At 64.7% G+C, this 22218-nt stretch carries 21 protein-coding genes; 11 read left to right on the forward strand and 10 right to left on the reverse strand.

All coding sequences use genetic code 11. The features are described 5' to 3' along the window. Positions 1 to 30 precede the first annotated feature (30 nt). Together AWB67_RS12385 and AWB67_RS12390 are read right to left on the reverse strand one after the other, a co-directional pair. Positions 31 to 2682 (reverse strand): excinuclease ABC subunit UvrA, encoded by a 2652-nt coding sequence (locus tag AWB67_RS12385; RefSeq protein ID WP_087656569.1) that lies wholly within the window; start codon positions 2680 to 2682, stop codon positions 31 to 33. Between the two features lie 32 nt (positions 2683 to 2714). Then, positions 2715 to 3017, reverse strand: a complete 303-nt coding sequence (locus tag AWB67_RS12390; RefSeq protein WP_087656527.1) for a putative quinol monooxygenase — start codon at positions 3015 to 3017, stop codon at positions 2715 to 2717. A gap of 135 nt (positions 3018 to 3152) precedes the next feature. On the opposite strand from AWB67_RS12390, the gene AWB67_RS12395 reads away from it, so the two are divergent. Next, positions 3153 to 3815, forward strand: coding sequence for a MarC family protein (locus AWB67_RS12395; protein ID WP_087656528.1), 663 nt, complete (start codon positions 3153 to 3155; stop codon positions 3813 to 3815). Between the two features lie 55 nt (positions 3816 to 3870). Here the strand turns inward: AWB67_RS12395 and AWB67_RS12400 are convergent, their stop codons facing one another. Further along, entirely contained in the window at positions 3871 to 5046 is a 1176-nt protein-coding gene (locus AWB67_RS12400) for a porin (RefSeq protein WP_087656529.1), read from the reverse strand. A gap of 234 nt (positions 5047 to 5280) precedes the next feature. Between AWB67_RS12400 and AWB67_RS12405 the strand changes: the two genes are divergently transcribed. Both AWB67_RS12405 and AWB67_RS12410 read left to right on the forward strand, forming a co-directional pair. Further along, positions 5281 to 6084, forward strand: coding sequence for a MetQ/NlpA family ABC transporter substrate-binding protein (locus AWB67_RS12405; RefSeq protein ID WP_125477588.1), 804 nt, complete (start codon positions 5281 to 5283; stop codon positions 6082 to 6084). Between the two features lie 41 nt (positions 6085 to 6125). Next, on the forward strand, positions 6126 to 6494 hold the full coding sequence (locus AWB67_RS12410; protein ID WP_087656530.1) for a nuclear transport factor 2 family protein: 369 nt from the start codon (positions 6126 to 6128) through the stop codon (positions 6492 to 6494). Here the strand turns inward: AWB67_RS12410 and AWB67_RS12415 are convergent. From AWB67_RS12415 to AWB67_RS12430, 4 genes are all read right to left on the reverse strand, one after another. After that, positions 6491 to 7705 (reverse strand): FAD-dependent oxidoreductase, encoded by a 1215-nt coding sequence (locus AWB67_RS12415; protein ID WP_087656531.1) that lies wholly within the window; start codon positions 7703 to 7705, stop codon positions 6491 to 6493. The genes AWB67_RS12410 and AWB67_RS12415 overlap by 4 nt on opposite strands. 89 nt (positions 7706 to 7794) lie before the next feature. Beyond that, the gene (locus tag AWB67_RS12420) at positions 7795 to 8910 is read right to left on the reverse strand and encodes a succinylglutamate desuccinylase/aspartoacylase family protein (protein ID WP_087656532.1); all 1116 of its coding nucleotides are present in this window, start codon (positions 8908 to 8910) and stop codon (positions 7795 to 7797) included. Positions 8911 to 9151: 241 nt separating this feature from the next. Beyond that, a complete protein-coding gene (locus tag AWB67_RS12425; protein WP_087656533.1) occupies positions 9152 to 9946 on the reverse strand; it encodes an ABC transporter substrate-binding protein in 795 nt (264 codons plus the stop codon). Positions 9947 to 10142: 196 nt separating this feature from the next. Further along, positions 10143 to 11618 (reverse strand): mannitol dehydrogenase family protein, encoded by a 1476-nt coding sequence (locus AWB67_RS12430; RefSeq protein ID WP_087656534.1) that lies wholly within the window; start codon positions 11616 to 11618, stop codon positions 10143 to 10145. A gap of 98 nt (positions 11619 to 11716) precedes the next feature. Here AWB67_RS12430 and manD point away from each other — a divergent pair, with 98 nt between their 5' ends. The 6 genes from manD (at position 11717) to AWB67_RS12460 (ending at position 17143) form a co-directional block, all read left to right on the forward strand. Next, a complete protein-coding gene (gene manD / locus AWB67_RS12435) occupies positions 11717 to 12925 on the forward strand; it encodes a D-mannonate dehydratase ManD (RefSeq protein ID WP_087656535.1) in 1209 nt (402 codons plus the stop codon). Positions 12926 to 12963: 38 nt separating this feature from the next. Beyond that, positions 12964 to 14001 (forward strand): L-idonate 5-dehydrogenase, encoded by a 1038-nt coding sequence (locus tag AWB67_RS12440; protein ID WP_087656536.1) that lies wholly within the window; start codon positions 12964 to 12966, stop codon positions 13999 to 14001. Positions 14002 to 14051: 50 nt separating this feature from the next. Further along, positions 14052 to 15350, forward strand: coding sequence for an MFS transporter (locus tag AWB67_RS12445; RefSeq protein ID WP_087656537.1), 1299 nt, complete (start codon positions 14052 to 14054; stop codon positions 15348 to 15350). Between the two features lie 38 nt (positions 15351 to 15388). Beyond that, a complete protein-coding gene (locus AWB67_RS12450) occupies positions 15389 to 16225 on the forward strand; it encodes a GntR family transcriptional regulator (RefSeq protein ID WP_087656538.1) in 837 nt (278 codons plus the stop codon). Positions 16226 to 16449: 224 nt separating this feature from the next. Next, positions 16450 to 16827, forward strand: a complete 378-nt coding sequence (locus tag AWB67_RS12455; protein ID WP_087656539.1) for a type II toxin-antitoxin system RelE/ParE family toxin — start codon at positions 16450 to 16452, stop codon at positions 16825 to 16827. After that, a complete protein-coding gene (locus tag AWB67_RS12460) occupies positions 16808 to 17143 on the forward strand; it encodes a helix-turn-helix domain-containing protein (RefSeq protein ID WP_087656540.1) in 336 nt (111 codons plus the stop codon). Before AWB67_RS12455 ends, AWB67_RS12460 begins: the two co-directional genes overlap by 20 nt. A gap of 18 nt (positions 17144 to 17161) precedes the next feature. Here AWB67_RS12460 and AWB67_RS12465 read toward each other — a convergent pair whose 3' ends face one another. Together AWB67_RS12465 and AWB67_RS12470 are read right to left on the reverse strand one after the other, a co-directional pair. Continuing rightward, positions 17162 to 17365 (reverse strand): hypothetical protein, encoded by a 204-nt coding sequence (locus AWB67_RS12465; protein ID WP_087656541.1) that lies wholly within the window; start codon positions 17363 to 17365, stop codon positions 17162 to 17164. A 58-nt stretch (positions 17366 to 17423) separates the two neighbouring features. Beyond that, positions 17424 to 18929, reverse strand: coding sequence for an MDR family MFS transporter (locus tag AWB67_RS12470; RefSeq protein ID WP_087656542.1), 1506 nt, complete (start codon positions 18927 to 18929; stop codon positions 17424 to 17426). A gap of 73 nt (positions 18930 to 19002) precedes the next feature. Between AWB67_RS12470 and AWB67_RS12475 the strand changes: the two genes are divergently transcribed. Next, positions 19003 to 19677, forward strand: coding sequence for a TetR/AcrR family transcriptional regulator (locus tag AWB67_RS12475; protein WP_235025125.1), 675 nt, complete (start codon positions 19003 to 19005; stop codon positions 19675 to 19677). 24 nt (positions 19678 to 19701) lie between these two features. Continuing rightward, the gene (locus AWB67_RS12480; RefSeq protein ID WP_087656544.1) at positions 19702 to 21642 is read left to right on the forward strand and encodes an aconitase family protein; all 1941 of its coding nucleotides are present in this window, start codon (positions 19702 to 19704) and stop codon (positions 21640 to 21642) included. A 90-nt stretch (positions 21643 to 21732) separates the two neighbouring features. On the opposite strand, the gene AWB67_RS12485 is transcribed toward AWB67_RS12480, so the two are convergent. Beyond that, positions 21733 to 22155: a hypothetical protein gene (locus tag AWB67_RS12485; RefSeq protein ID WP_125477589.1), complete on the reverse strand. Its 423-nt coding sequence runs from the start codon at positions 22153 to 22155 to the stop codon at positions 21733 to 21735. Between the last annotated feature and the right edge of the window lie 63 nt (positions 22156 to 22218).

Consider the following 22218-nt stretch of genomic DNA (forward strand, 5'->3'; position numbering starts at 1 on the left):
GAAACAGCGGCTTCGGCCGCTGTTTTCGGTTTACGACAAGCGATCGCGCAAGTACGCGGCCGTACGGCTCTCCGCCACCTTCGCGACGTCCCGCGGCGGCCCGCACGCAACCGTCCTTCCGCCATCGTCGCCTGCGCCCGGACCGATGTCGATCAGCCAGTCGCTATGCGCCGCGACCCGCATGTCATGCTCGACGACGATCACCGTGTTGCCCGCATCGACGAGTCCCTGCAACTGCGTCATCAGCCGGTCGACGTCGGCGGGATGGAGGCCTGTCGTCGGCTCGTCGAGTATGTAGAGCGAGTCGCCGCGTTGCGCGCGCTGCAGTTCGGTCGCGAGCTTGATGCGCTGCGCCTCGCCGCCGGATAGCTCGGTCGCCGGCTGGCCGAGCCGCAAATAACCGAGGCCGATGTCCTGCAGCACTTGCAGCGCGCGCATGACTTGCGCTTCGTCGGCGAAGAAGTTGCAGGCGGCATCGACCGTTAAGCCCAACACTTGCGCGATGTTCTTCCCGCGCCATTCGATTTCGAGCGTCGGCGCGTTGTAGCGCGTGCCGTGGCAGGTGGAGCAGGGCGCATAGACGCTCGGCAGGAATAGCAGTTCGACGCTGACGAACCCTTCGCCTTCGCACGTCGGGCAGCGGCCCTTCGCGACGTTGAACGAGAAGCGGCCCGCGTCGTAGCGGCGCTTGCGCGCGGCGGGCGTGTCGGCAAAGAGCTTGCGCACGTGATCGAAGAGGCCGGTGTAGGTCGCGAGATTCGAGCGCGGCGTGCGTCCAATCGGCTTCTGGTCGACGCGCACGAGCCGCCGGATCGCGTCCATCCCTTCGACGATATCGCCGCCCGTCGGCTGCGTGTCGGCGGCGAGCAGCGGGTCGAGTTCTTCGTCGGAGTCGGGTGTGATCGTGCGTCCGAGCCGCCCCGCGACGAGTTCCGGCAACGCCTGGCTCACGAGGCTCGATTTGCCCGAGCCCGACACGCCGGTCACGGTCGTGAAGCAGCCGAGCGGAAACGCGGCATCGAGTTCATGCAGATTATTGCGCGTGATCTTCGCGAGCCGCAGCCAGCCGGAAGGCGTGCGTGGCGTGTGCGCGGCGCGCTTGTGCGTGCCGAAGAGGTGCTTGCGCGTCTGCGACTCTTCGACCTTCGCGAGCCCCGACGGCTGCCCGCTGTACACCACATGACCGCCCGCTTCGCCCGCAGCCGGGCCGACATCGACTAGCCAGTCCGCGCGACGCATCATGTTGAGATCGTGCTCGACGACGAAGAGCGAATTGCCCGCCGCCTTGAGGCGTTCGAGCGCCGTGAAGAGCGCTTCGCCATCGGCGGGATGCAGCCCTGCTGACGGCTCGTCGAGCACGTATACGACGCCGAACAACTGCGATGCAAGCTGCGTCGCGAGCCGCAGGCGCTGCAGTTCACCCGATGAAAGCGTGGGCGTCGCGCGATCGAGCGCAAGGTAGCCGAGCCCGAGATCGATGAGTGTCGTGAGGCGCTCGAGCAATTCCTCCGCGATGCGCTGCGCCGCGACGCGTTTCTCGTCCGACATGTTCGGCGTGCGCCGCACGTTGGGCGCCGCCTTGTGCGCCGAGCCGCCGGCCGCAACGCGCCGCTCGGTCGCCTCGCGCATCGCCTGCTTGCCGAGGATCGCGCTGTCGTCGTCGATGCCGTGTGTGTGCGCGGGCAGCTCGCCGCGCGCGATCGGGCCGAGCAGCTCGGCGAGGCGCGCGAGCGGCATTTGAGAGAACGCGGCGATGTCGAGCCCGGCGAACGTCACCGACAACGCCTCGCGCTTCAACCGCTTGCCATGACACGTCGCACATTCGCTGCCGATCATGTAGCGCGACACGCGTTTCTTCATCAGCGCGCTTTGCGTATTCGCGAACGTGTGCAGCACATAGCGGCGCGCGCCGGTGAACGTGCCCTGATAGCTCGGCTCCATCTTGCGCTTGAGCGCGACGCGCGTTTCCTCGGGCGTCAAGCCGGCGTAGACGGGCACGGTCGGCGTCTCGTCGGTGAAGAGGATCCAGTCGCGGTCCTTCTTCGGCAGATCGCGCCATGGGGTATCGACGTCGTAGCCGAGCGTGACCAGGATGTCGCGCAGATTCTGCCCGTGCCACGCGGGCGGCCACGCGGCGATCGCGCGTTCGCGGATCGTGAGCGTATCGTCGGGAACCATCGACTTTTCGGTGACTTCGTACACGCGTCCGAGTCCGTGGCAGGTCGGGCACGCGCCCTGGACCGTGTTCGGCGAGAAGTCCTCGGCGTAGAGCATCGGCTGCTTCGGCGGATAGCTGCCGGTGCGTGAATACAGCATGCGCACGAGGCTGGAAAGGGTCGTGACGCTGCCCACCGACGATCGCGCGCTCGGCGTGCCGCGCTGCTGCTGAAGCGCGACGGCGGGCGGCAGTCCTTCGATCGAATCGAATTCGGGCACGCCGACCTGTTCGATCAGCCGACGCGCATAAGGCGCGACCGACTCGAAATAACGCCGCTGCGCCTCGGCATAGAGCGTGCCGAACGCAAGCGACGACTTGCCGGAGCCGGATACGCCCGTGAACACGACGAGCGCATCGCGGGGAATATCGACGTCGATGTTCTTCAGGTTGTGCTCGCGTGCGCCGCGCACGCGCACCAAGCCATCGCGTGCGGCTTCGGGGGAAGGTTTCGGACGGGAGTTCATGCGCTGCGCACGCAGCAATTCGCAGGCCAGCGCTATCCCGGCAGCTTCGCCGCGAGCACCTCGACGTTGACGATTTCCGGCGGGTTCGCGAATAGATCGGCGGCTTTCGCCATCAGCGCCTCGGCGACTTTGCCCGCGAGATGCGCTTGACGGCCGGCTTCATCGGGGAATGCATCGAAGATGCCGAACCTGGACGGCCCGAGACGCAAGCCGAACCACGCGATCGTGGCCGGCTCCGCTTCGACGAGCGGCAATCCGCCCATCAGGAAGGCTTCGACTTCCTGCTCCTTGCCCGGCGCAGCTTCCAGCCGGACGAACAACGCGGTCTTGACCATGACATCGCTCCAATGACACCCGCTCGGGCTGAGGAACAAATGATACTTGCTCCATGCGCGGCCTGCCGCGTGCCAAACCGGCCGCCTTTGGTGTATTGATATGCGTGGTGCACTCGGAAGAACGCAAGGACACTCATGATCGGCAGTCTCATCTCGGACATCCTGTTCGGCTTCACCGGATTGATCAGCATCATCAATCCGCTCGCCGTCGCGTTCGTGTTTCTCGACCGCACCGAGGGCATGACGAACGCCGAGCGCGACGCGCTCGCGAAAAAGGTGTCGATCAACTCGATGTGCGTGCTGCTCGTCGCGTTCTTTGCCGGCACGCCGATCCTGCATCTCTTCGGCATCTCGATTGAGGCGCTGCGCATCGGCGGCGGGCTGGCTGTCGCGGTGAGCGGCTGGCAGATGCTCAACGCGCCCGACGTGCGCACGAAGGAAGCGACCGCGCGCAACGTCGACGCCGATAACGCGATGTCGAAGGCGTTCTTTCCGCTGACGATTCCGCTCACCACCGGCCCTGGTTCGATCGCGACCGCCGTCGCGCTCAACGCGAACCGCACGCACAAGCTATCCGAGTTCGTGACGTCTGCGGTGGCATCGATTGCGATATCGATGCTGATCGCGATCGCGGTCTTTTTTACGCTGAGCCATTCCGCACGATTCGCGCGCTATCTGGGTATCGAAGGCACGAAGGTCGCGATGCGGATCTCGTCGTTTCTACTGCTGTGCGTGGGCGTGCAGATCATGCTGACCGGCTTCTCCGAATTCCTGATCCCGATCGCGAGCGCGCGCTAGCCGCAAAAGCAAAGCGGGCCGCCGAAGCGACCCGCCCGCGATCATGCCAACGCGATCAGAACTTGTGACGCATGCCGATGCGCACAGCCACCTGATTGTTCGACCCCGTACCCGACGTACCGAAGTAGCTCGTGCTCGAACCGATCTGCGCCTGCGTATCGACGCCGTTGTTCGAACCCGACGCGTGCTGATAGATGCCGAGCAGGTACACGTCGGTACGCTTGCTGAGCGCGTAGTCGACGCTTGCATCGACCTGTTGCCACTTGCCTTGTGCCGCGTCCGTCAGCTTCATGTAGGTGTAGCCGAGGCCGCCGGTCAGCGCCTGCGTGAACGCGTACTTGCCGCCCAGTTCGTACGCGTTGAACTTCGAGGTCGCGCCGGTGAGCGATTCGAAGCGCGTGTTGGTCCACAGGCCGAACACCGTCGCGCCGCCGAACGCGTAGTTCGCGCCGACACCGAACGTGCGCAGGTCCTTCGTGCCACCGCTCGAGACGTTCGCAATAGTCGTGCTGAACGCGGGCGTCGCAGCGCCGGGGAAGCGGATGTCGGTGTACGCCGCGCCGATGCCGAACGTGCCGAGCTTGTAGTTCAGGCCGAAGCTGTACGCACGCGAAGAGCCTTGCGTCGTGACGCCGGCGGTGGTCGTCGTCGGGGTGCCGGCGAACGCGCCCGCCTGGTTCGAGAAGCCGTACAGGCCGCCGAACGTCACGCCGTAGAACGTCGCGCTGCTGAACTTCACCGCGTTGTTGATGCGGCTCGACGTCAGTTGATCGACGTCGTTGATGTGGTACGCGTAGTTGCCCGCGACGGTCTGGCCACCGATCGAGTAGTTGCTGCCGAGGTAGTCGGTCGAGAACGAGTACTGGCGGCCGAACGTCAGCGAGCCGACGTCGTTCTTCGCCAAGCCTACGTACGCCTGACGTCCGAACATAGCGCCGCCCTGGCCGAGCGTGCCGTTGCCGCTGTTAAAACCGTTCTCCAGCACGAAGATCGCCTTCAACCCCTGGCCCAGGTCTTCCGAGCCGCGCAGGCCCCAGCGGCTGCCTTGCGCGACGCCGTCGTCGTACTTGAAGAGATGGTCGCTGCCCGTGCGCGTCGCGCTGTTGTTCACGTAGCTGATACCCGCATCGATGATGCCGTACAGCGTGACGCTGCTTTGCGCCTGCGCCGTGGTCGATGCGAAAGCGGCAAAGGCGGCGAGCGCAGCGGTTGCCAGCAAATTCTTGTTCAAAACGTTCTCCGATGAGCGATGTGGTTGATGTCGCCGGCGACCCGAGGCTCTTCGGCCCGTAGCGGCGGCGACGGGCGGAATGTAGCGGACGCTCAAGAAACAAATGTGACAGCGCTTTCAAAGTTCGCTATTCCATACATCGCGGTCGCCCATAAGCACATGAAAATTGATTGGTTAGCGCGAGCCAGCGCGCGCGCTACGATGCGCGTCCACGCTCAACTTGATTTGACTTTCATGCTCAGAAGAACACTCCTTGCCCGTATCGCCGCTGTCGCTTTCGGCGCGCTCGTCATCAACGCTCACGCGGACGACGCCGTTCTCAAGATCGGCACGATGAGCGGCCCCGATGCGCAGATCTGGACCGAAGTGACGAAGGTCGCTGCACGCGACGGCCTCAAGCTCAAGGTCATCGAATTCAACGATTACGTGCAGCCGAACGCTGCGCTCGACGCCGGTGATCTCGATGCGAACGGCTTTCAGCACCAGCCGTTTCTCGACAGCCAGATCAAGCAACGCGGCTACAAGATCGTCAACGTCGGCCTGACCTACGTCTCGCCGATGGGCTTCTATTCGAAGAAGCTGAAGTCGCTCAAGGACTTGCCGCAGGGCGCTAAGGTCGGCATCCAGAACGATCCGTCGAACGGTAACCGCGCGTTGCTGCTGCTGCAGAAGTACGGCGTGATCAAGCTCAAGGCGGGCGCCGGCACGAACGGCAGCAACGCCACGCCGCTCGACATCGCGGAGAATCCGAAGAAGATCAAGCTCGTCGAACTCGATGCCGCGCAATTGCCGCGCACGCTCTCCGATCTCGATGCCGCTTCCATCAATACTGACTACGCGGTGAAGGCGGGTTTGTCGCCGGTGAAGGACGCGATTGCCATTGAAGACCTGAAGGGGCCGTATGCGAACCTGATCGCCGTGCGCGAGCAGGATCGCAGCAAGCCGTGGGTGAAGAAGCTCGTGGCGGCGTACGAATCGCCGGAAGTGAAGCAGTACATCGACACACAGTTCAAGGGTGCGATCATCCCGGCGTTCTGATCAGGTTATGCTCGCGGTTCTACCACTGCGAGCTTAGTCCCATGGATGAGAACGGTATCCGCGATCTTGAAACGCGCCTGGCGAAGGCGATGCAGGCATCCGACGTGAACGCGCTGGACGCGCTCCTCGCCGAGGATCTCACCTTCGTCGATGCGACGGGCAAGGTCTGGAACAAGGCGGACGATCTGAACGGGCATCGCTACGGCGTGCAGCGGATCGAGCAGCTCGACGTGCAGGAGCAGACGATCCGCGTGTATGAGAAGTGCGCGATCACTGTGACAAAGGTCGCGTTGCGCGGCACGTTCGGCGGCGCGCCGTTCGCGGGCAGCCTTCGCTACACGCGTACGTGGTGCGAGACGGCGAGCGGCTGGCGGATCGTCGCCGCGCAGTGCAGTCTCGTGCCGTTTTAAACCAGATCCTCGGCAAAGAAGCGGCGCCGTGCCGCTTCGTCGCTGGGCGTTTCGGGGCCCAGCGCGAGCATGTCGGGCGCGCGGGCCGGGTCCTTCGCGAGATTCGGAAAGACGTGTGCGCGGCGCGCGTCGGCGGCAGGGCCTGTCTCGTACATCAGCAGCGTGAACCAGCTATGCACGCGATGCAGCGCGGCGTAGTACGCGTCGTGTTCTCTCGCGTAGGCGCGGGCGGCTTGATCCCATTGATCGTGGGCGAGCAAGTGGTCACGCAGCACGCGCACGTCGCGCAGCGTCAGCGCCAGGCCGCAGCCCCACGCGGGATTGCTGGCCGCGGCCGCATCGCCGATCAAGACCACGCCGTCGCGGTACGGATGTGCGACCCACGTATCAGCGCCCGGGTACGCAGCAAGCGGCCCCGCCGCTTCGGCGTTTTCATACCACTCGGCGGGCGCGCCGGTTTCGATGCACGAGGTCACGAAATCGCCGGCATGGCCGTTGCCGCTCATCGTGCGCGGCGCATTCTTCGACGAATACACGAAGTACGAGCGAAAGCGCTCCTTGCCGAGCGGAAAGACGAGCGCCGCGCGTCCTTCGGCGGGATTCTGGACGTATTGAACGGTGTCGCCGGGGAGTTTCAGCCCTTCGTGCAGAACGCCCGCAATCATTAGCGAGTGCTCGTCGCGCTTCACCGTGAAACCCGCTGACGTGCGCACTTTCGAGCACCGCCCGTCGGCGCCGACGACGAGCCTCGCCGTCACGCGTTCCTCGCCATGGGCGCCGCGCATGCGTAACGTCGCCGGACTACCGCATTCCACCGCCGTGAATTCGACGCCGCGCCGCACGTGCGCGCCCGCGGCTTCGGCGGCATCGAGAATCTGGCGCTGCATCGCGGGGTGGTAGAAGTCGAGACAGCCTTGACGGCCGGGCGTTGTTTCGATGAGATCGCGGCAATCGCGCGGCGCACCGCCGATATAGCGCTTCCAATAGCGGATTTCGATCGCGCCGGCGGTATCGAGAAGATCATCGATGCCGAGCGCCGTCGCTTCCGCGCGGCCCCACGGCAGCATGCCTTCACCGCGCACGCGATCCTTGAAGGCGATCACGCGCTCTATCACGAGCGCGCGCAGGCCGCTTCCTGCAAGTGAGCGCGCGAGCGTCGCACCTGCAAGCCCTCCGCCGACGATGGCGACGTCATAGTCGGACGGTGTCAATTGGACGCTCCTCACACGCGGCGGGCCTCGATCGGCCCATGCTATGCCGGAGCGTCTTCGCTATGCAATTAACGCGTAGGGCGCTTCATTTACGCCGACAGCAGCGACCCCGTGCGGAACGCCTTCGCGCCCGCGATGCGCGCCACTTCGAGCCCCGCAGTGGCAAAGCGCGTGATGTGCCGCGCGTACATCACACCGGAGGTCGTGCACTTGAGCGTGGTGACGGTATCGGTGAGCGGATCGACGACATCGGCGATCGCTTCGCCCGCCTCGATGAACGCGCCGACCTTTGCGCGAAACACCAGCACGCCCGATACCGGCGCGACGATCGGCTCGGCGCCCGCGAGCGGCGTCGCGGGGAACGGCAGCGGCGGCAGGGGCGCGGCGGGTGCATCGATCACGCCGCGATGGATCAGGTAATTGACGATGCCTTGCGCATCCGCTTCGGCAAATTCGTACGACACGTCGTGCTGGCTGCGCAATTCGACCGTCACCGAGATGCCGCCGTTCGGAATCGGGAAGCGTTCGCCGAAGCGCGAGCGCAGATCGGACCAGCAGAAGCTGTGGATTTCGTCGAACGGATTGCCGACCGAATTCAGCGCGAGCAGCGACGCCTTCGAGTCGAGATAGCGCGCGAGCGGCTCGACTTCTTCCCAGATGTCCGGATTCGTGTAGAGATGCAGCGCGGCGTCGAGGTCGCAATGCAGGTCGAGCACGACGTCGGCGTCGTGGGAGAGCTTTTGCAGCGCGAGGCGTTGCGATTCGAGCTCCGTATGCGGCGTCTGTTCGTCGAGCGCTTCGCGCATCGCGGTGCGCACGGCGCGCTTGTTCGCGTCGACGTCGCCGGTGAGACGCGCTTCGATGCGCGGCGCGACGAGCGCGGCGAGATCGTGGAAATTGCGGTTGAAGTTGTGGCCGCTGTTCGCCTCGAAACGGCCGAGGAGCTGACCGTGCAGCAACTGGTTCAGGCCGATCGGATTCGGCACCGGCACGATCACGACTTCGCCGCGCAGCTTGCCCGCCGCCTCGAATTCGGCAAGATGACGGCGCAGGCGCCACGCGACGAGCATGCCGGGCAGTTCGTCCGCATGCAACGACGACTGGATGTAGATCTTCTGCCCGTCGCCGGGGCCATAGTGAAAACTCGTGATGGTGCGGGCGGTGCCGAGCGTCGGCGAAATCAGGTTCTGGCTTTTGGTCTGCATGGTCTTCGAGCGCACGACGATTGCGTCTGGTCGCGCTTGGGATGGTTGCAAAGAGGATTGAGCGCGCGAATGACGGTTTTTTAGGGCCGCTCGCGCGTGCTTCAGACGTTCGATCTTAGCCGAAAACCGCCCGAACGAGCCCGCGAACGGGCCACTGCCCAAATAAAAACGGGCTCCGCGAGGAAACGCGGAGCCCGTCGTGCGCGCCGCGGAGAGCGGCACGGTTCAGTTACGGCGTGCTTCAGCCGCCGTACACGTCGAAGTCGAAATACTTCTTCTCGATCTTCTTGTACGTGCCGTCCTTGATGATGTCGGCGATCGCCTTGTCGATCTTCGTCTTCAGGTCGGTGTCTTCCTTGCGCAGGCCAATGCCGGCGCCGTTGCCGAGGATCTTCGGATCGACGATATCCTTGCCGGCGAAGTCGAAGCCCGCGCCGCGCGGCGTCTTCAGGAAGCCGATTTCGGCTTGAACGGCGTCTTGCAGCGCGCCGTCGAGACGGCCCGAGATCAGGTCGGCGTAGACCTGGTCCTGGTTCTGGTACGGCGTGACCTTCGCGCCCTTCGGGGCCCAAAGGGTCTTGGCGTAGGTTTCCTGGATGGTGCCTTGCTCCACGCCGATGTTCTTGCCGGCGAGGCTTTCAGGCGTCGGCAGGAGACCGCTGCCCTTCTTCGTGACGAGGCGCGTCGGCGTGTTGAACAGCTTGCTCGAGAACGCGATCTGTTCGGCGCGTTGCGGGGTCATCGACATCGACGAGAGCACGCCGTCGAATTTCTTCGCCTTGAGCGCCGGGATCATGCCGTCGAAATCGTTCTCGACCCACACGCACTTCGCCTTCAGGCGCGCGCAGATTTCGTTGCCGAGATCGACGTCGAAGCCGACCAGCTTGCCGTCCGGACCCTTCGACTCGAACGGGGGATAGCTTGCGTCGACACCGAAGCGGATCGTCGAATAGTCCTTGGCCTGCGCGGCGGTGACGGCGGTGAGCGACGTGACTGCGATAAGGGACATCGACAGGGCGGCGAGCAGTTTTTTCACTGTTTTAACTCCAGAGGGTGGTCAGTACATCCCGGACAGGTCTCGTTTCCGGGGCGGCAGCGCGAGTCGCGCCACGCGGCTTTGTATTCCGAGGATCGTGTCCTGTCAGAATCCGCAGCAGATTAACATCCCAAAATAGTTGCGGAGTTAGTGAAAGCCCGGATGGTGCGTGTTTAGAGTCAATCCTCGCGGGGATTCACTCCAGAGCGGCGTAGTGGTCGACTGCTGCGCGCGCGCCAGCTTGCAGACAGGTTACGGCGGCTTTCAACGGAGTGCGGAAATCGTCGCGCCGGGCGAGCTCCGGCGGGAAGACTTCCTTGATCGCGAGCATCGTTTCGATGAGTTGCTGCGGGTCGGCGGGCACGTTCGCGGTCAGGCGCGCGGCAATAGGATCGCTGATGTCGTAGCGCGTGCCGTCGTCGGCGCGGCCGCGCAGGAACAAGAGCCACGCCGCGACGGCCAGCGCAAGCCGTTCGATCGATTGACCCGCGTTCAGGCGCGCTTCGATCGTCGCGAGGAGGCGCGGCGGGATCTTCTGGCTGCCGTCCATCGCGATCTGCGCCGTGCGATGTTTCAGCGCCGCGTTCGCGTAGCGGGCGAGCAGGGCGTCGCGGTAGGCGAGGACGTCGAACGAGGGCGGCACGTTGAGTGTCGGCGCGATTTCGTGCGTCATCATCGCGTGGATCAGCTTTTTGAGCGGCGCGTGGGAGATGGCTTCGTCGATCGTCGCGAAGCCCGCGAGCATCGAGAGATAGGCGAGCGTCGAATGCGTGCCGTTCAGCATGCGCAGCTTGGCGAGCTCAAACGGCATCACGTCGTCGACGAGTTGCGCGCCGACTTTTTCCCACGCGGGGCGGCCTGTCGGGAAGCGGTCTTCGATCACCCATTGGCGGAACGGCTCGCATGGGACCGGCGCGGCGTCTTTCATGCGCAAGGCGTCGAGTGCGGCTTCGCGGTCGGCATCGGTGGTGGAGGGAACGATGCGATCCACCATCGTCGACGGAAACGCGACGTGGGTATCGATCCAGCCGGCGAGCACGCCATCGACCGCACGCGCGAACGATACGACCGCTTGCTTCAGCGCCGCGCCGTTGTGCGAAAGGTTGTCGCAGGAGAGCACGGTGAAGGGCGGCGTGCCGGCGTCGCGTCGCTGCCGAAGCGCGGCAGTCAGGATGCCGGGTACGGTCGAGGGTGCATCCGGATTCGCCAGATCCCGAGCGATGCCTTCGTGCCGAAGGTCGACGTCGCCGGTCTTCGTATCGCGGCAATAGCCCTTTTCGGTCACCGTCAGCGAGACGATGCGCACGTTTTCATCGGCGAGCAGCGCGAAAAGGCGCGCGCGGTCGTGCGGCATCGCGAGGACTTCCTTCAGCGCGCGGATCACCGTCACGCGCACGCCGTCCGGTCCGCGTTCGACCACGCTGTACAAGCCATCCTGCGCCATCAGCGCGTCGCGTTTCGTCACGTCCCCCTGCAGCGTCACGCCGCAAATGCCCCAGTCGCCGCCCGCCGCCAGCATCGCCTCCTCGGTATAGACCGCTTCGTGCGCACGATGAAAGTTGCCGATCCCCAAATGCACGATCCCGATGCGCGGTTCGCGCCATTCGGGCATTAGCAGATGCGACTCGATGGAACCGAGCGTCTCACGGCAAAGCGTTGATTTAGCGTTCATTTGTTTGTCCGGGGGGGGGCGGGAAAACCCGCTGTTGACGATTGAATATACTTGTATGGTAGCATCCGATCCAACGAATGCCACTCAAGGAAATCCCCATGAAAATCGTCCGCGCCGATGTGATCGTCACCTGTCCGGGCCGCAACTTCGTCACGCTGAAAGTGGTGACGGACGAGGGCGTCTACGGAATCGGCGATGCCACGCTCAACGGCCGCGAACTCGCGGTCGCTTCGTACCTGAAGGATCACGTGTGTCCGCTGTTGATCGGGCGCGATCCGGGACGCATCGAGGACATATGGCAGTTCCTCTACAAGGGCGCGTACTGGCGCCGCGGCCCGGTGACGATGAGCGCGATCGCCGCCGTCGACATGGCCCTCTGGGACATTCTCGGCAAGGTGGCGAATCTGCCGCTGTACCGGCTGCTGGGTGGGGCATCGCGCGAAGGCGTGATGGTCTACGGCCACGCGACCGGCCGCGATATTCCCGAGGCGCTCGACCGCTACGAAGAGCACCTCGAACAAGGTTACAAGGCAATCCGCATCCAGTGCGGCGTGCCGAACATGCGCTCGGTGTACGGCGTCTCGAAGGGCAGCGGCATGTACGAGCCCGCGACGAAAGGCGCGGTGGAAGAGCAAAGCTGGTCGTCGGAAAAGTATCTCGACTTCGTGCCGAAGCTCTTCGAAGCCGTGCGCGACAAGTTCGGTTTCGACTCGCACATGCTGCACGACGTGCATCACCGCCTGACGCCGATCGAAGCCGCGCGCCTCGGCAAATCGATCGAGCCGTATCGCCTCTTCTGGATGGAAGACCCGACGCCCGCCGAAAACCAGGCCGGCTTCCGCCTGATCCGCGAACACACGGTGACGCCGATCGCGGTCGGCGAAGTGTTCAACAGCATCTGGGACTGCAAGCAGCTGATCGAAGAGCAGTTGATCGATTACATCCGCGCGACGCTTACGCACGCGGGCGGCATCACGCATCTGAAGCGCATCGCCGATTTCGCTTCGCTCTATCAGGTGCGCACGGGCTGTCACGGGCCGTCGGACCTGTCGCCGGTGTGCATGGGCGCGGCGCTGCATTTCGACTTGTGGGTGCCGAACTTCGGCGTGCAGGAATACATGGGCTTCCCGAAGGAAGCGCTCGACGTGTTCCCGCATGCGTGGTCGTTCGATCGCGGGATGATGCATCCGGGCGAGGCGCCGGGACATGGCGTCGATATCGATGAGGAAGCGGCCGCGCGCTATCCGTACGACCCGGCGTATCTGCCGGTCGCGCGTCTCGAAGACGGCACGCTCTGGAACTGGTAAGCCCCTCGCCCAACGCATATAAGTCTAGGAGCATCACGATGTTTGCAGCCGTACTTCACGAACCCAAAAAACTCCTCATCGATGAACTCGATGCCCCGCAACCGCAACCCGGCCAAGTGCAGATTCGCGTGCGCGCGGGCGGCATCTGCGGATCGGATCTGTCGTATTACTTCAAGGGCAAGAGCGGTGACTTCGCCGTGCGCGAACCGTTCGTGCTCGGTCACGAAGTCGCGGGCGAAGTCGCGGCGCTCGGCGAGGGCGTGACGGGTCTCGCCGTCGGACAACGCGTCGCGGTCAATCCAGGCCTGAACTGCGGCATCTGCCGATATTGCGTGAAGGGCATGCCGAACCATTGCCTGAACATGCGCTTCATGGGCAGCGCATCGACGTTTCCGCACATGCAGGGCATGTTCCGCCAGTTCATCGCGGTGAGCGCGCATCAATGCGTGCCGGTGCCCGATGGCCTCGACTTCGCGCAGGCGTCGATGGCCGAGCCGCTCGCCGTCGCGTTGCATGCGCTGCGCCAGGCCGGATCGCTCGTCGGCGCGAAGGTGCTGCTGGTGGGTTGCGGGCCGATCGGTTGCATTTTGCTGGCGGTGGCGAAGCGCGCGGGCGCACACCGGATCGTCGCGCTCGATCTCGCGGAGAAAGCCCTCCAGATGGCGGCGACACTCGGCGCCGACGAAACCGCGCTCGCCAACGATCAGGCGCGCATCGACCGATGGGCGCAGCAGCGCGGCACGTTCGACGTCGTGCTCGAAGTGTCGGGCAGCCCGGCCGGCCTCGACACCGCATTGCGCGCGGTGCGGGCGGGCGGCACGGTGATCCAGGTCGGCAACTTGCCAGCGGGGCAGTCGCCGGTGGCGGCGAATCTCGTGATGTCGAAGGAGCTGTGTTATCGCGGCTCGTTCCGTTTCACCGACGAATACGCCGTCGCCGCAGAAGAACTCGGCGCGCACAAGATCGACCTGCGGCCGCTCATGACGCACGCGTTCCCGCTCGAGGAAGCGAACCGCGCGTTCGAAGTGGCGCAAGACCGCAGCCAGTCGATGAAAGTCCATCTGCATTTCGACTAACCATCCTGCACGAACCGCCCGGAAAGAGGCGGCGCAACCGGAGACTCACCATGATCAAGAGCCAGCGATGGTTCGTCGTCGGCCTGCTTTTCCTCGCGGGCGTCATCAATTATCTCGACCGCGCGGCGCTTTCGATCGCCGCGCCGCTGATCCAGAAGGACCTGAACTTCTCGCATGCGCAGATGGGCATCGTGTTCAGCAGCTTTTTCGTCGGCTATGCGCTGTTCAACTTTATTGGCGGGGTGGCGTCTGACAAATTCGGCGCGAAGAAAGTATTCGGCGCGGCGATGGGCATCTGGTCGCTCTTTTGCGGCGCGACGGCGCTCGCGGGTGGCCTGGCCTCGCTGATCGTGCTGCGCGTCCTGTTCGGCATGGGCGAAGGGCCGTTCAGTTCGTCGAACAGCAAGATGGTGAACAACTGGTTCCCGCGCCGCGAGGTGGCGAGCGCGATCGGCGTCATCAGCTCGGGCACGCCGCTCGGCGGGGCGCTGGCGGGACCGGTTGTCGGCTATATGGCGATCCAGTTCGGCTGGCGCTGGGCGTTCGTCGTGATCATGCTGTTCGGGCTCGCGTGGCTCGTGCTGTGGACGCTCACCACCACCGAACACCCGCAGCAGAACAAGCGCGTGAAAGCCGATGAGCTCGATCTGATCGTCGCGGGCCAGCAGCAGGCGTCGTCGATGGAACATGCGTCGGGCGGACAGAAAGCCGGTCTCGGGTTCTACCTGAAGCAGCCGATCATCCTTGCCACTGCGTTCGCGTTCTTCGCCTACAACTATGTGCTGTTCTTCTTCCTCTCGTGGTTCCCGACCTATCTCACCGAAGCGCACCACCTTTCCCTGCGCGACATGAGCATCGCGACGGTCATTCCCTGGGTGCTCGGCAGCATCGGTCTCGCGGCGGGCGGCTTCATCACCGATTTCATCCTGCGCCTGACCGGCAAGCCTTTGATGTCGCGACGCATCGTGCTGTCCGTGTGCCTCGGCATCGCGGCGGTGTGCGTCGGGTTTGCGGGGCGCGTTGCGAGCATGCAGGGCGCGGTCGCGCTGATGTCGGTGTCGATCTTCTTCCTGTACGTCACCGGCTCGGTCTACTGGGCAGTGATCCAGGACACGGTGCGGCGCGAGAACGTTGGCGGCGTGGGCGGCTTCGTCCACCTGCTCGCCAACCTTGCGGGCGTGATCGGACCGGCGGTGACAGGCTTCATCGTCCAGGCGACGCACGGCCACTACGGCAGCGCGTTCGTGCTCGCCGGGGCGATCGCGGTGCTCGGCGCGCTCTGTGCGCTCGTGTTCATCCGCGAGCCGCGCACGCAGAAATCGGCTCAGGGGCGCGTGATAGTATCGTGACGTATCTTGAAAACGCAGCGATCCCTGCACGTCCGGTCATGAAAAGCGCACTCTCCTCCAAGCCGTCCGACGGTATCGAATCCGGCGCTTCCGGCGGGGCGGTCGTGCGCGGCCGCGGCCGGCCGGTGGGCGTGACGTCGCCGAAGACGCCGCTGCCCGACCTGACCGAGAAGGTGTCGCTCGATTCGCACGAGCCGATCGGCAAGCAGATTTTCCGCGCGCTGCGCCAGGCGATTTTTGCGGGCGAGATGGCGCCGGGCACGCCGTTGTCGGAGAAGGAAGTGTCGGACATGTTCCACGTGTCGCGGCAGCCGGTGCGCGAGGCGTTCATCAAGCTCGTCGAGGCGGGCGTGCTGCAGGTGTTGCCGCAACGGGGCACGTTCGTGAAGAAGATCTCGCCGCGGCAGGTACGCGAAGGGCGCTTCATCCGCGAGGCGATCGAAACAGCGGTGGCGCGCAAGGCGGCCGTCGCGATCACCGATGCGCAACTGGACGAACTCGCCGCGAACCTGCGCGAGCAGAAGGCGGCATCGAAACTGAACGATACCGCCGCGTTCCTCGCACTCGACGAGCAGTTTCACTTCCTGATCGCGCAATCGATCGATTGCGTCGCCGCGTGGAACACGATCCAGGACATCAAGGCGCAGATGGATCGCGTGCGGTATTTGAGCTTGCCCGAAGTGTCGCCGCTCGATTTGCTGATCCGGCAGCATGCGCGGATCGTCAGCGCGTTGAAGGCGCACGATCCGGCGCTCGCGGAGGAGGCGATGCGCGCCCATTTGCGCGAGATCCTGATCTCGCTGCATCCGATCGCCGAGCGCAATCCCGACTGGTTCGAAGCCGATGAACCGGAGCGCGTGCCGCTCGCGACCTGAGTTTCTCAACCTCTTCAGTTTTGCCGAAAGGCCTTGCGGCTCGCGCCTCAAGGCCCTTTTTGCTATTTGAGCCTATGCCATCAGGCTGAATTGTCCGGCGAACGCCGCCAGGAGATGCTCGAACAGGCGCTGTGACCACTTGCAATCGCAATGCGTCCACGGTGCTTTCCACAAGGTGCTACAAAAAGCGACTTGCGTTCATATACCTGTTCGAGTATAAATTGATGGAACCAGACGCAAAGCCGCTCATCTGGGTCGGCAGCAGCAAAAAGGATCTGTGCGCGCTTCCGGAGGACCTGCGCCGGTTCTTCGGCCATGCGCTCGATGTCGCGCAGCGGGGCAGTCATCATCGGGCGGCGAAGGCACTGCGCGGCTTCAACGGCGCGGGCGTGCTGGAAATCGTGGAGGACGTGGCAGGCGGCACGTATCGCGCGGTCTACACGGTGCGCTGCCGCGAAGCGGTGTTCGTGCTTCACTGCTTCCAGAAGAAGAGCAAGTGCGGCATCGCTACACCGGGCGAGGAGATGGACATCGTCCGGGCACGGCTGAAAGTGGCGGAAAACCTAGCGAAGGAGCTACAAAATGAAAAAACGTATCATTGATGGCGTCGGATTCGAGATCGGCTCAGGCAACGTTTTCGCCGACCTCGGCCTGCCCGATGCCGAAAAGCTCAAGATCAAGTCCGGACTCGTCTTCGAGATCGACGAAGCCATTCGCCGCCTCGGACTGACTCAGGAGCAGGCGGCCCGGCGAATGGGCATCCCGCAGCCGAAGGTGTCGGGCCTCATGCGCGGCGACTTCGCCAATTTCTCCGAGCGCAAGCTGATGGATTGCCTCACGCGCCTCGGTTACGACATCGAAATCACGGTGAAACGTGCCGAAGCCGAAACCGGCCACCTCGTGCTGGCCGTGGGCTGACGCCAGCGGCCGTTTCGGTCACGGATGGCTGTAGGGCGTCTCGCTGCTTTGCGATGAGGCGCGGTGCCGCGCGTGGCTCTTATGTTTGGGCTGCGGGTGTTTAGTGTGCGCGGGCATCGACGATTCGCCTTCCCCGAAGTGATACGTTTCGGCGCGAGCCGCGGTGGAAAGCATCGCGAACACACAGCACGCCGGGACGATCAGCCTTTTTGCCAATTGCATGAGAATTATCCTAAGTTCGGGGCCGCAAGATTAACCGATGGTGCACCGGATCGCGGATTCATCGCCCGCGCAACGGCTTATCCTTCATGAACCACGCGAGCACGAACGCAATCGTGACCACGCCGGCCGCCACCAGATACACCGTATGCATCGAGCCGGCGAAGGCGTTCAGATAGTCGTCGTGAAGCGCAGCGGGCAGATGCTGAATGGCTTGCGGCCCGAGCGAGCGCGGCAATTCGACACCCGCCGGAATCGCCGCTTCGAGGCGCGAGCGCAGTCCGTTCGAAAAGATCGCGCCGAATGCCGCGACGCCCACCGAGCCGCCGATCGAACGAAACAGCGTCGCGCCGGACGTCGCCACGCCAATGAAGCGAAAGTCCACCGCGTTCTGCACTGCGAGCACGAGCACCTGCATCACCATGCCGAGGCCTAAGCCCAGCAGCGCCATGTAGCCGTACATGACGTGCAACGGCGTGCCGAGCCGCAGCGTCGAGAGCAGCAGCATCGCGCAGGCGACGAGACCGGTCCCGGCGATCGGGAACATCCGGTACTTGCCGATCCGGCTGATCAACCGGCCGCTGATGATCGAGGACAGCAGCACGCCCGCCATCATCGGCGTGATCTGAAGGCCGGCCTGCGATGGCGTCGAGCCCTTCACCACCTGCAGGTAGAGCGGCAGAAACGTCACCGCGCCGAACAGCGAGAAGCCGACGATAAAGCCGATCAGCCCGCTCAGCACGAAGGTGCGGTCCTTGAAAAGCGAAAGCGGCATGATCGGCTCGACGGCGAGGCGCTCCTCGTAGACAAAACCGCCGATCGAAATCAGCCCGAGCGCCAGCGTGAACCACAACTGCGGCGAACTCCACGGAAGCAGCGTGCCGCCTTCGCTCGTGAACAGGATGATGCAGGTGAGAGCGGACGCGAGAAACGCGGCGCCCATGTAGTCGATCTTGTGTTTCACGTGCGCCGTGTGCGGTTTGAACACGAGCCCGATCACCACCAGCGCGATGATGCCCAGCGGCACGTTGATGTAAAAAATCCAGCGCCACGACAGATGCTCGACGATAAATCCGCCGAGCAGTGGCCCGACCACCGTCGCCAGGCCATACACGCCGCCGAACAAGCCCTGGAACCGGCCACGCTCGGCGGGCGGGATGACGTCGGCGATGGCGGCCATCGTGATGACCATCAGTCCGCCGCCGCCCAGGCCCTGCAGCGCGCGCAGCACGATCAACTGCGTCATGTCCTGTGCGACGCCGCACAGGATTGAGCCGACGAGAAAGATCAGGATCGACGCCTGCAGCACGACCTTGCGCCCGAACAGGTCGCCGAACTTGCCGTAAAGCGGCACGACAATCGTCGACGTCAGCAAGTACGAAGTCACCACCCACGACAAATTTTCCAGCCCGCCAAGTTCGCCGACGATCGTCGGCAACGCCGTCGAGACGATCGTCTGGTCGAGCGCGCCCAGCAGCATGACGAGCAGGAGCGCCGTAAAGAGCAGAGCGATCGGCGGCCGCTCGGCAGGGTGCGCGTCCGTAACGGTTTGGTGCAAAGATGACATGCAGGAACTCGGTTGAAATTAATTAACACGGAAGTTAATATAGGACATGTGTCCGAACCGGTCAATCGCATCCATGACAAAAGTTGTTACCGAAACTATCGATGCAGTCCCGGCGAAGCGACCGGGCCGCCGTCCCGGCCGTCCGACGGGCGCGCATGGCGCCGAGGCGCGCGAGCAGATGCTCGACGTCGCGCTCGGGATGTTCGCGCGGCAGGGAATCGTCGAAACGACGCTCGGTGCGATCGCGCGCGAGGCGGGCGTCACGCCGGCGATGGTCCACTACTACTTCAAGACCCGCGACCAGTTGCTCGACGTGCTGATCGACGAGCGTTTCCTGCCGCTTCGTACCGAGCTCGGCGAGGTCTTCACGCGTCCCGGCGCCGAGCCCGCCGACGCCCTGCGCGCGTTCGCCGAAGCGCTCGTCGCGACGGTCGACAAACATCCGTGGTTCGCGGCGCTCTGGGTGCGCGAGGTGATCAGCGAGGGCGGGCTGCTGCGGCAGCGCATCGCCGAGCGTTTCGGCGACGCGCAAAAGATGGCGACGATCGAGCGCATCCGGACGTGGCAGCAGGAGGGCAAGCTGAATCCGGAACTGGAGCCGTCGCTCGTGTTCATGTCGCTGTTCGGGCTGACGGTGTTGCCGCTCGCTACCTCGAAATGGCGCGAAGACGAGCGCAAGGTGACGAGCGAGCAGATCGCACGGCACGCGGTCGCGCTGCTGACGCACGGCGTCGGGCCGTCGCTATAGTGGCGCGTCACTAGGAGAAGTCTCATGGATGACCTGATTCGTCTGAGCGGCCGTGCGCTTTATCTGTCGAACGATCCCGGCATCGTCCGCGCGCAGCTCGCTGGCGAGCCGACGACGCGCCAGCAGGCCGGCCCGCTGCGCGACAACGTCTCGACCGACGAAATCACGCCCGTCACCGTCATGCTGACGTACGACGAGCGCCTCGGCCAGTATCCGTACGTCGGCTTCGAAGCGGGCGGCGAGAAGCCGATCGGCGACTTCGACGTGAAGAACGGCGGCTTCCAGATCACGGCCGCGGGCAAGCGCTACGGCAAGGGATCGTCGCGCGAGTCGAGTCCGCTGGCGGAGTTGTCGGCTGGGATCCGGCTGATCGTCGCGGAGAGTTTCGAGCGCATCTATCAGCAGAATTGCGACAACATCGGCATTCTCACGACGACCGATTTCTCCGTGCTCGAGCGCATTCTCGCGGGCGAGGCCGTGCCGATCGACGAATTCCTGAAAGACCGCGACGCGCTCACGCAGCAGATCATCCGCAGCGGCGGCCTGCTCGCGTACAGCAAGCTCGCCGACTGGCCCGCGCCACGAGCGCGCGATGCCGCCCCGAGCGACGGTCGGGCGCAGACGCTCGTGGAGAAGATCATCGAGCGTCATCTGCATCCGGGCACCGCGCGCGCCGAGCGCGGCGACGGCGTGTTCGTCGCCGCCGACTGGCGCTTCTCGCACGACTACTTCACCGGCATGTGCGCGCATCTGATGCATCGCGCGTTCGGCAAGCCGGCGGTGCTGCACGCGCCGGATCACATCATCGCGTTTCAGGATCATCTGATTCTCGCGCCGCAAAGCGTGCCGCACGTGACGGGCGGCCTGCTGCCGGGCGTCGCGAACCTGATGGAAGGGCACACGACGTTTTCGCGCAGTTACCCCGTGCGCTCGCACGGCGCGCTGCCGGACGGCGTGCCCGGCTCCGACGGCATCTGCCACGCCGTGATGGCCGAGCGCTACGCGCTGCCCGGCCAGATCGTCGCGGGGACGGATTCGCACACACCGCATTCCGGCGCGCTCGGCTGCCTCGCGTTCGGCGCGGGTGCAACGGAGGTCGCCAATAGCTGGGTCACCGGCTACGTGCGCTGCAAGGTGCCGCAGACGCTGCGCGTCGAGGTCGAGGGGACGCTCCGGCCAGGCGTCACGGCGAAGGACGTCGTGCTCGTGCTGCTCGCGAGCGAGTCGATCCGCGCGGGTGGCGCGATCGGGCTCGTGTTCGAGTACGCGGGGTCGGCGGTGCGCGCGATGTCGATCGACGAGCGCGCGACGCTCACCAACATGGTCGCCGAGCTGGGCGGCTTCACGGGTATCGTCGCGCCGGACGAAAAGACGGTCGCGTTCCTGAAGGAGCGGCGCGGCGTCGATTTCACGCTCGAAAGCTGGATGCGGAGCGACGCGGGCGCAAGCTACGCCGACGTGATCCACATCGACGCGAACGCGATCGAGCCGATGCTCGCGCGCCCCGGCGATCCGGGCAACGGCGTGGCGGCGTCGGCACTGGGCGGAGACGTCGCGGTGACCATCGCCTATGGCGGTTCGTGCACGGCGGGCAAGCGCGAGGACTTCGACTACTACCACGAGGTGCTGCGCTGGGGCGTCGAGCACGGCATGAGCGTGGCGAGCGGCACGCGGCTCTTCCTGCAATTCGGCACGATGGAAGTGCGCCGCTATTGCGAGGAAAAGGGCTATCTGCCGACGTTCGACCAAGCGGGCGCCACGCTCGTGATGCCGGGCTGCGGGTCGTGCGCGAACTGCGGGCCGGGCCAGTCGACCTCGTCCGCCGATGTCACGATCAGCGCGATCAACCGCAATTTTCCGGGGCGCTCGGGGCCGGGCAGCGTGTGGCTCGCGAGCCCGTATACGGTTGCGGCGAGCGCGCTGGCGGGGAAGATCGTGACGTTCGAGCAGTTGCAGAGGGCGTAACGGGTACCGCGCGCGGTGAGATGTGCGGAGATGTCGCCGGTGGTTCGCACCGCCCGCGGCAACTTGTCAAATAGACGGGTTTGTCCGGCTTCAGCGCATGAGCTTCGCCGCCGCAAACGAAGCGGTCACGAAGACTGCGATAAAGCCGCACTCCAGCAGCACGGCTAGCGCGACGATCGACCACGCATGACGCTTCCAGGCGGCCCGCAGCGACTCGGCCGTCCAGCGGAACACGATACGCTCGCGCTTGCCGCGTCGCGCGGGCGCTTCGCCGTCGCGGCCGAGCGCGTCCAGGCAGGTTTCGACGAAGACCGTCACGTTCGCAAGCGCTGCCGCGAAGAACAACAAGAGCACGCTTGCACACAGCGCGGCGCGCCACGCCGTCGACCAGCCGCCGAGCCGCGCTTCGATGCTCGTGCCGATGAACAGCGCGACGGTCAGGATCATCACCTGGGATGAAAGATTGCGCAGGAATTCGAGGAAGGCAACTCTGCCTTCGCGGAGGATGATCATGCGGATCGGCCGGTGAATCAGGGTAAATACGACGGCCGCGAGAGGGGCCACCGCGTCGCGGAG

Origin of the sequence: Caballeronia terrestris (assembly GCF_001544515.1) — a bacterium.
Taxonomy (GTDB): Bacteria; Pseudomonadota; Gammaproteobacteria; order Burkholderiales; family Burkholderiaceae; genus Caballeronia; species Caballeronia terrestris.

Bases quoted from the DNA above. Each gene is read 5' to 3' on its own strand.
- AWB67_RS12470 (WP_087656542.1), bottom strand. From the start codon at position 18,929: ATGTCATCTTTGCACCAAACCGTTACGGACGCGCACCCTGCCGAGCGG.
- AWB67_RS12420 (WP_087656532.1), bottom strand. From the start codon at position 8,910: ATGCAGACCAAAAGCCAGAACCTGATTTCGCCGACGCTCGGCACCGCC.
- AWB67_RS12430 (WP_087656534.1), bottom strand. From the start codon at position 11,618: ATGAACGCTAAATCAACGCTTTGCCGTGAGACGCTCGGTTCCATCGAG.
- AWB67_RS12480 (WP_087656544.1), top strand. From the start codon at position 19,702: ATGGATGACCTGATTCGTCTGAGCGGCCGTGCGCTTTATCTGTCGAAC.
- AWB67_RS12475 (WP_235025125.1), top strand. From the start codon at position 19,003: ATGACAAAAGTTGTTACCGAAACTATCGATGCAGTCCCGGCGAAGCGA.
- AWB67_RS12445 (WP_087656537.1), top strand. From the start codon at position 14,052: ATGATCAAGAGCCAGCGATGGTTCGTCGTCGGCCTGCTTTTCCTCGCG.
- AWB67_RS12385 (WP_087656569.1), bottom strand. From the start codon at position 2,682: ATGAACTCCCGTCCGAAACCTTCCCCCGAAGCCGCACGCGATGGCTTG.
- AWB67_RS12465 (WP_087656541.1), bottom strand. From the start codon at position 17,365: ATGCAATTGGCAAAAAGGCTGATCGTCCCGGCGTGCTGTGTGTTCGCG.
- AWB67_RS12405 (WP_125477588.1), top strand. From the start codon at position 5,281: ATGCTCAGAAGAACACTCCTTGCCCGTATCGCCGCTGTCGCTTTCGGC.
- AWB67_RS12460 (WP_087656540.1), top strand. From the start codon at position 16,808: ATGAAAAAACGTATCATTGATGGCGTCGGATTCGAGATCGGCTCAGGC.
- AWB67_RS12455 (WP_087656539.1), top strand. From the start codon at position 16,450: ATGGAACCAGACGCAAAGCCGCTCATCTGGGTCGGCAGCAGCAAAAAG.
- AWB67_RS12410 (WP_087656530.1), top strand. From the start codon at position 6,126: ATGGATGAGAACGGTATCCGCGATCTTGAAACGCGCCTGGCGAAGGCG.
- manD (WP_087656535.1), top strand. From the start codon at position 11,717: ATGAAAATCGTCCGCGCCGATGTGATCGTCACCTGTCCGGGCCGCAAC.
- AWB67_RS12395 (WP_087656528.1), top strand. From the start codon at position 3,153: ATGATCGGCAGTCTCATCTCGGACATCCTGTTCGGCTTCACCGGATTG.
- AWB67_RS12450 (WP_087656538.1), top strand. From the start codon at position 15,389: ATGAAAAGCGCACTCTCCTCCAAGCCGTCCGACGGTATCGAATCCGGC.
- AWB67_RS12390 (WP_087656527.1), bottom strand. From the start codon at position 3,017: ATGGTCAAGACCGCGTTGTTCGTCCGGCTGGAAGCTGCGCCGGGCAAG.
- AWB67_RS12485 (WP_125477589.1), bottom strand. From the start codon at position 22,155: ATGATCATCCTCCGCGAAGGCAGAGTTGCCTTCCTCGAATTCCTGCGC.
- AWB67_RS12440 (WP_087656536.1), top strand. From the start codon at position 12,964: ATGTTTGCAGCCGTACTTCACGAACCCAAAAAACTCCTCATCGATGAA.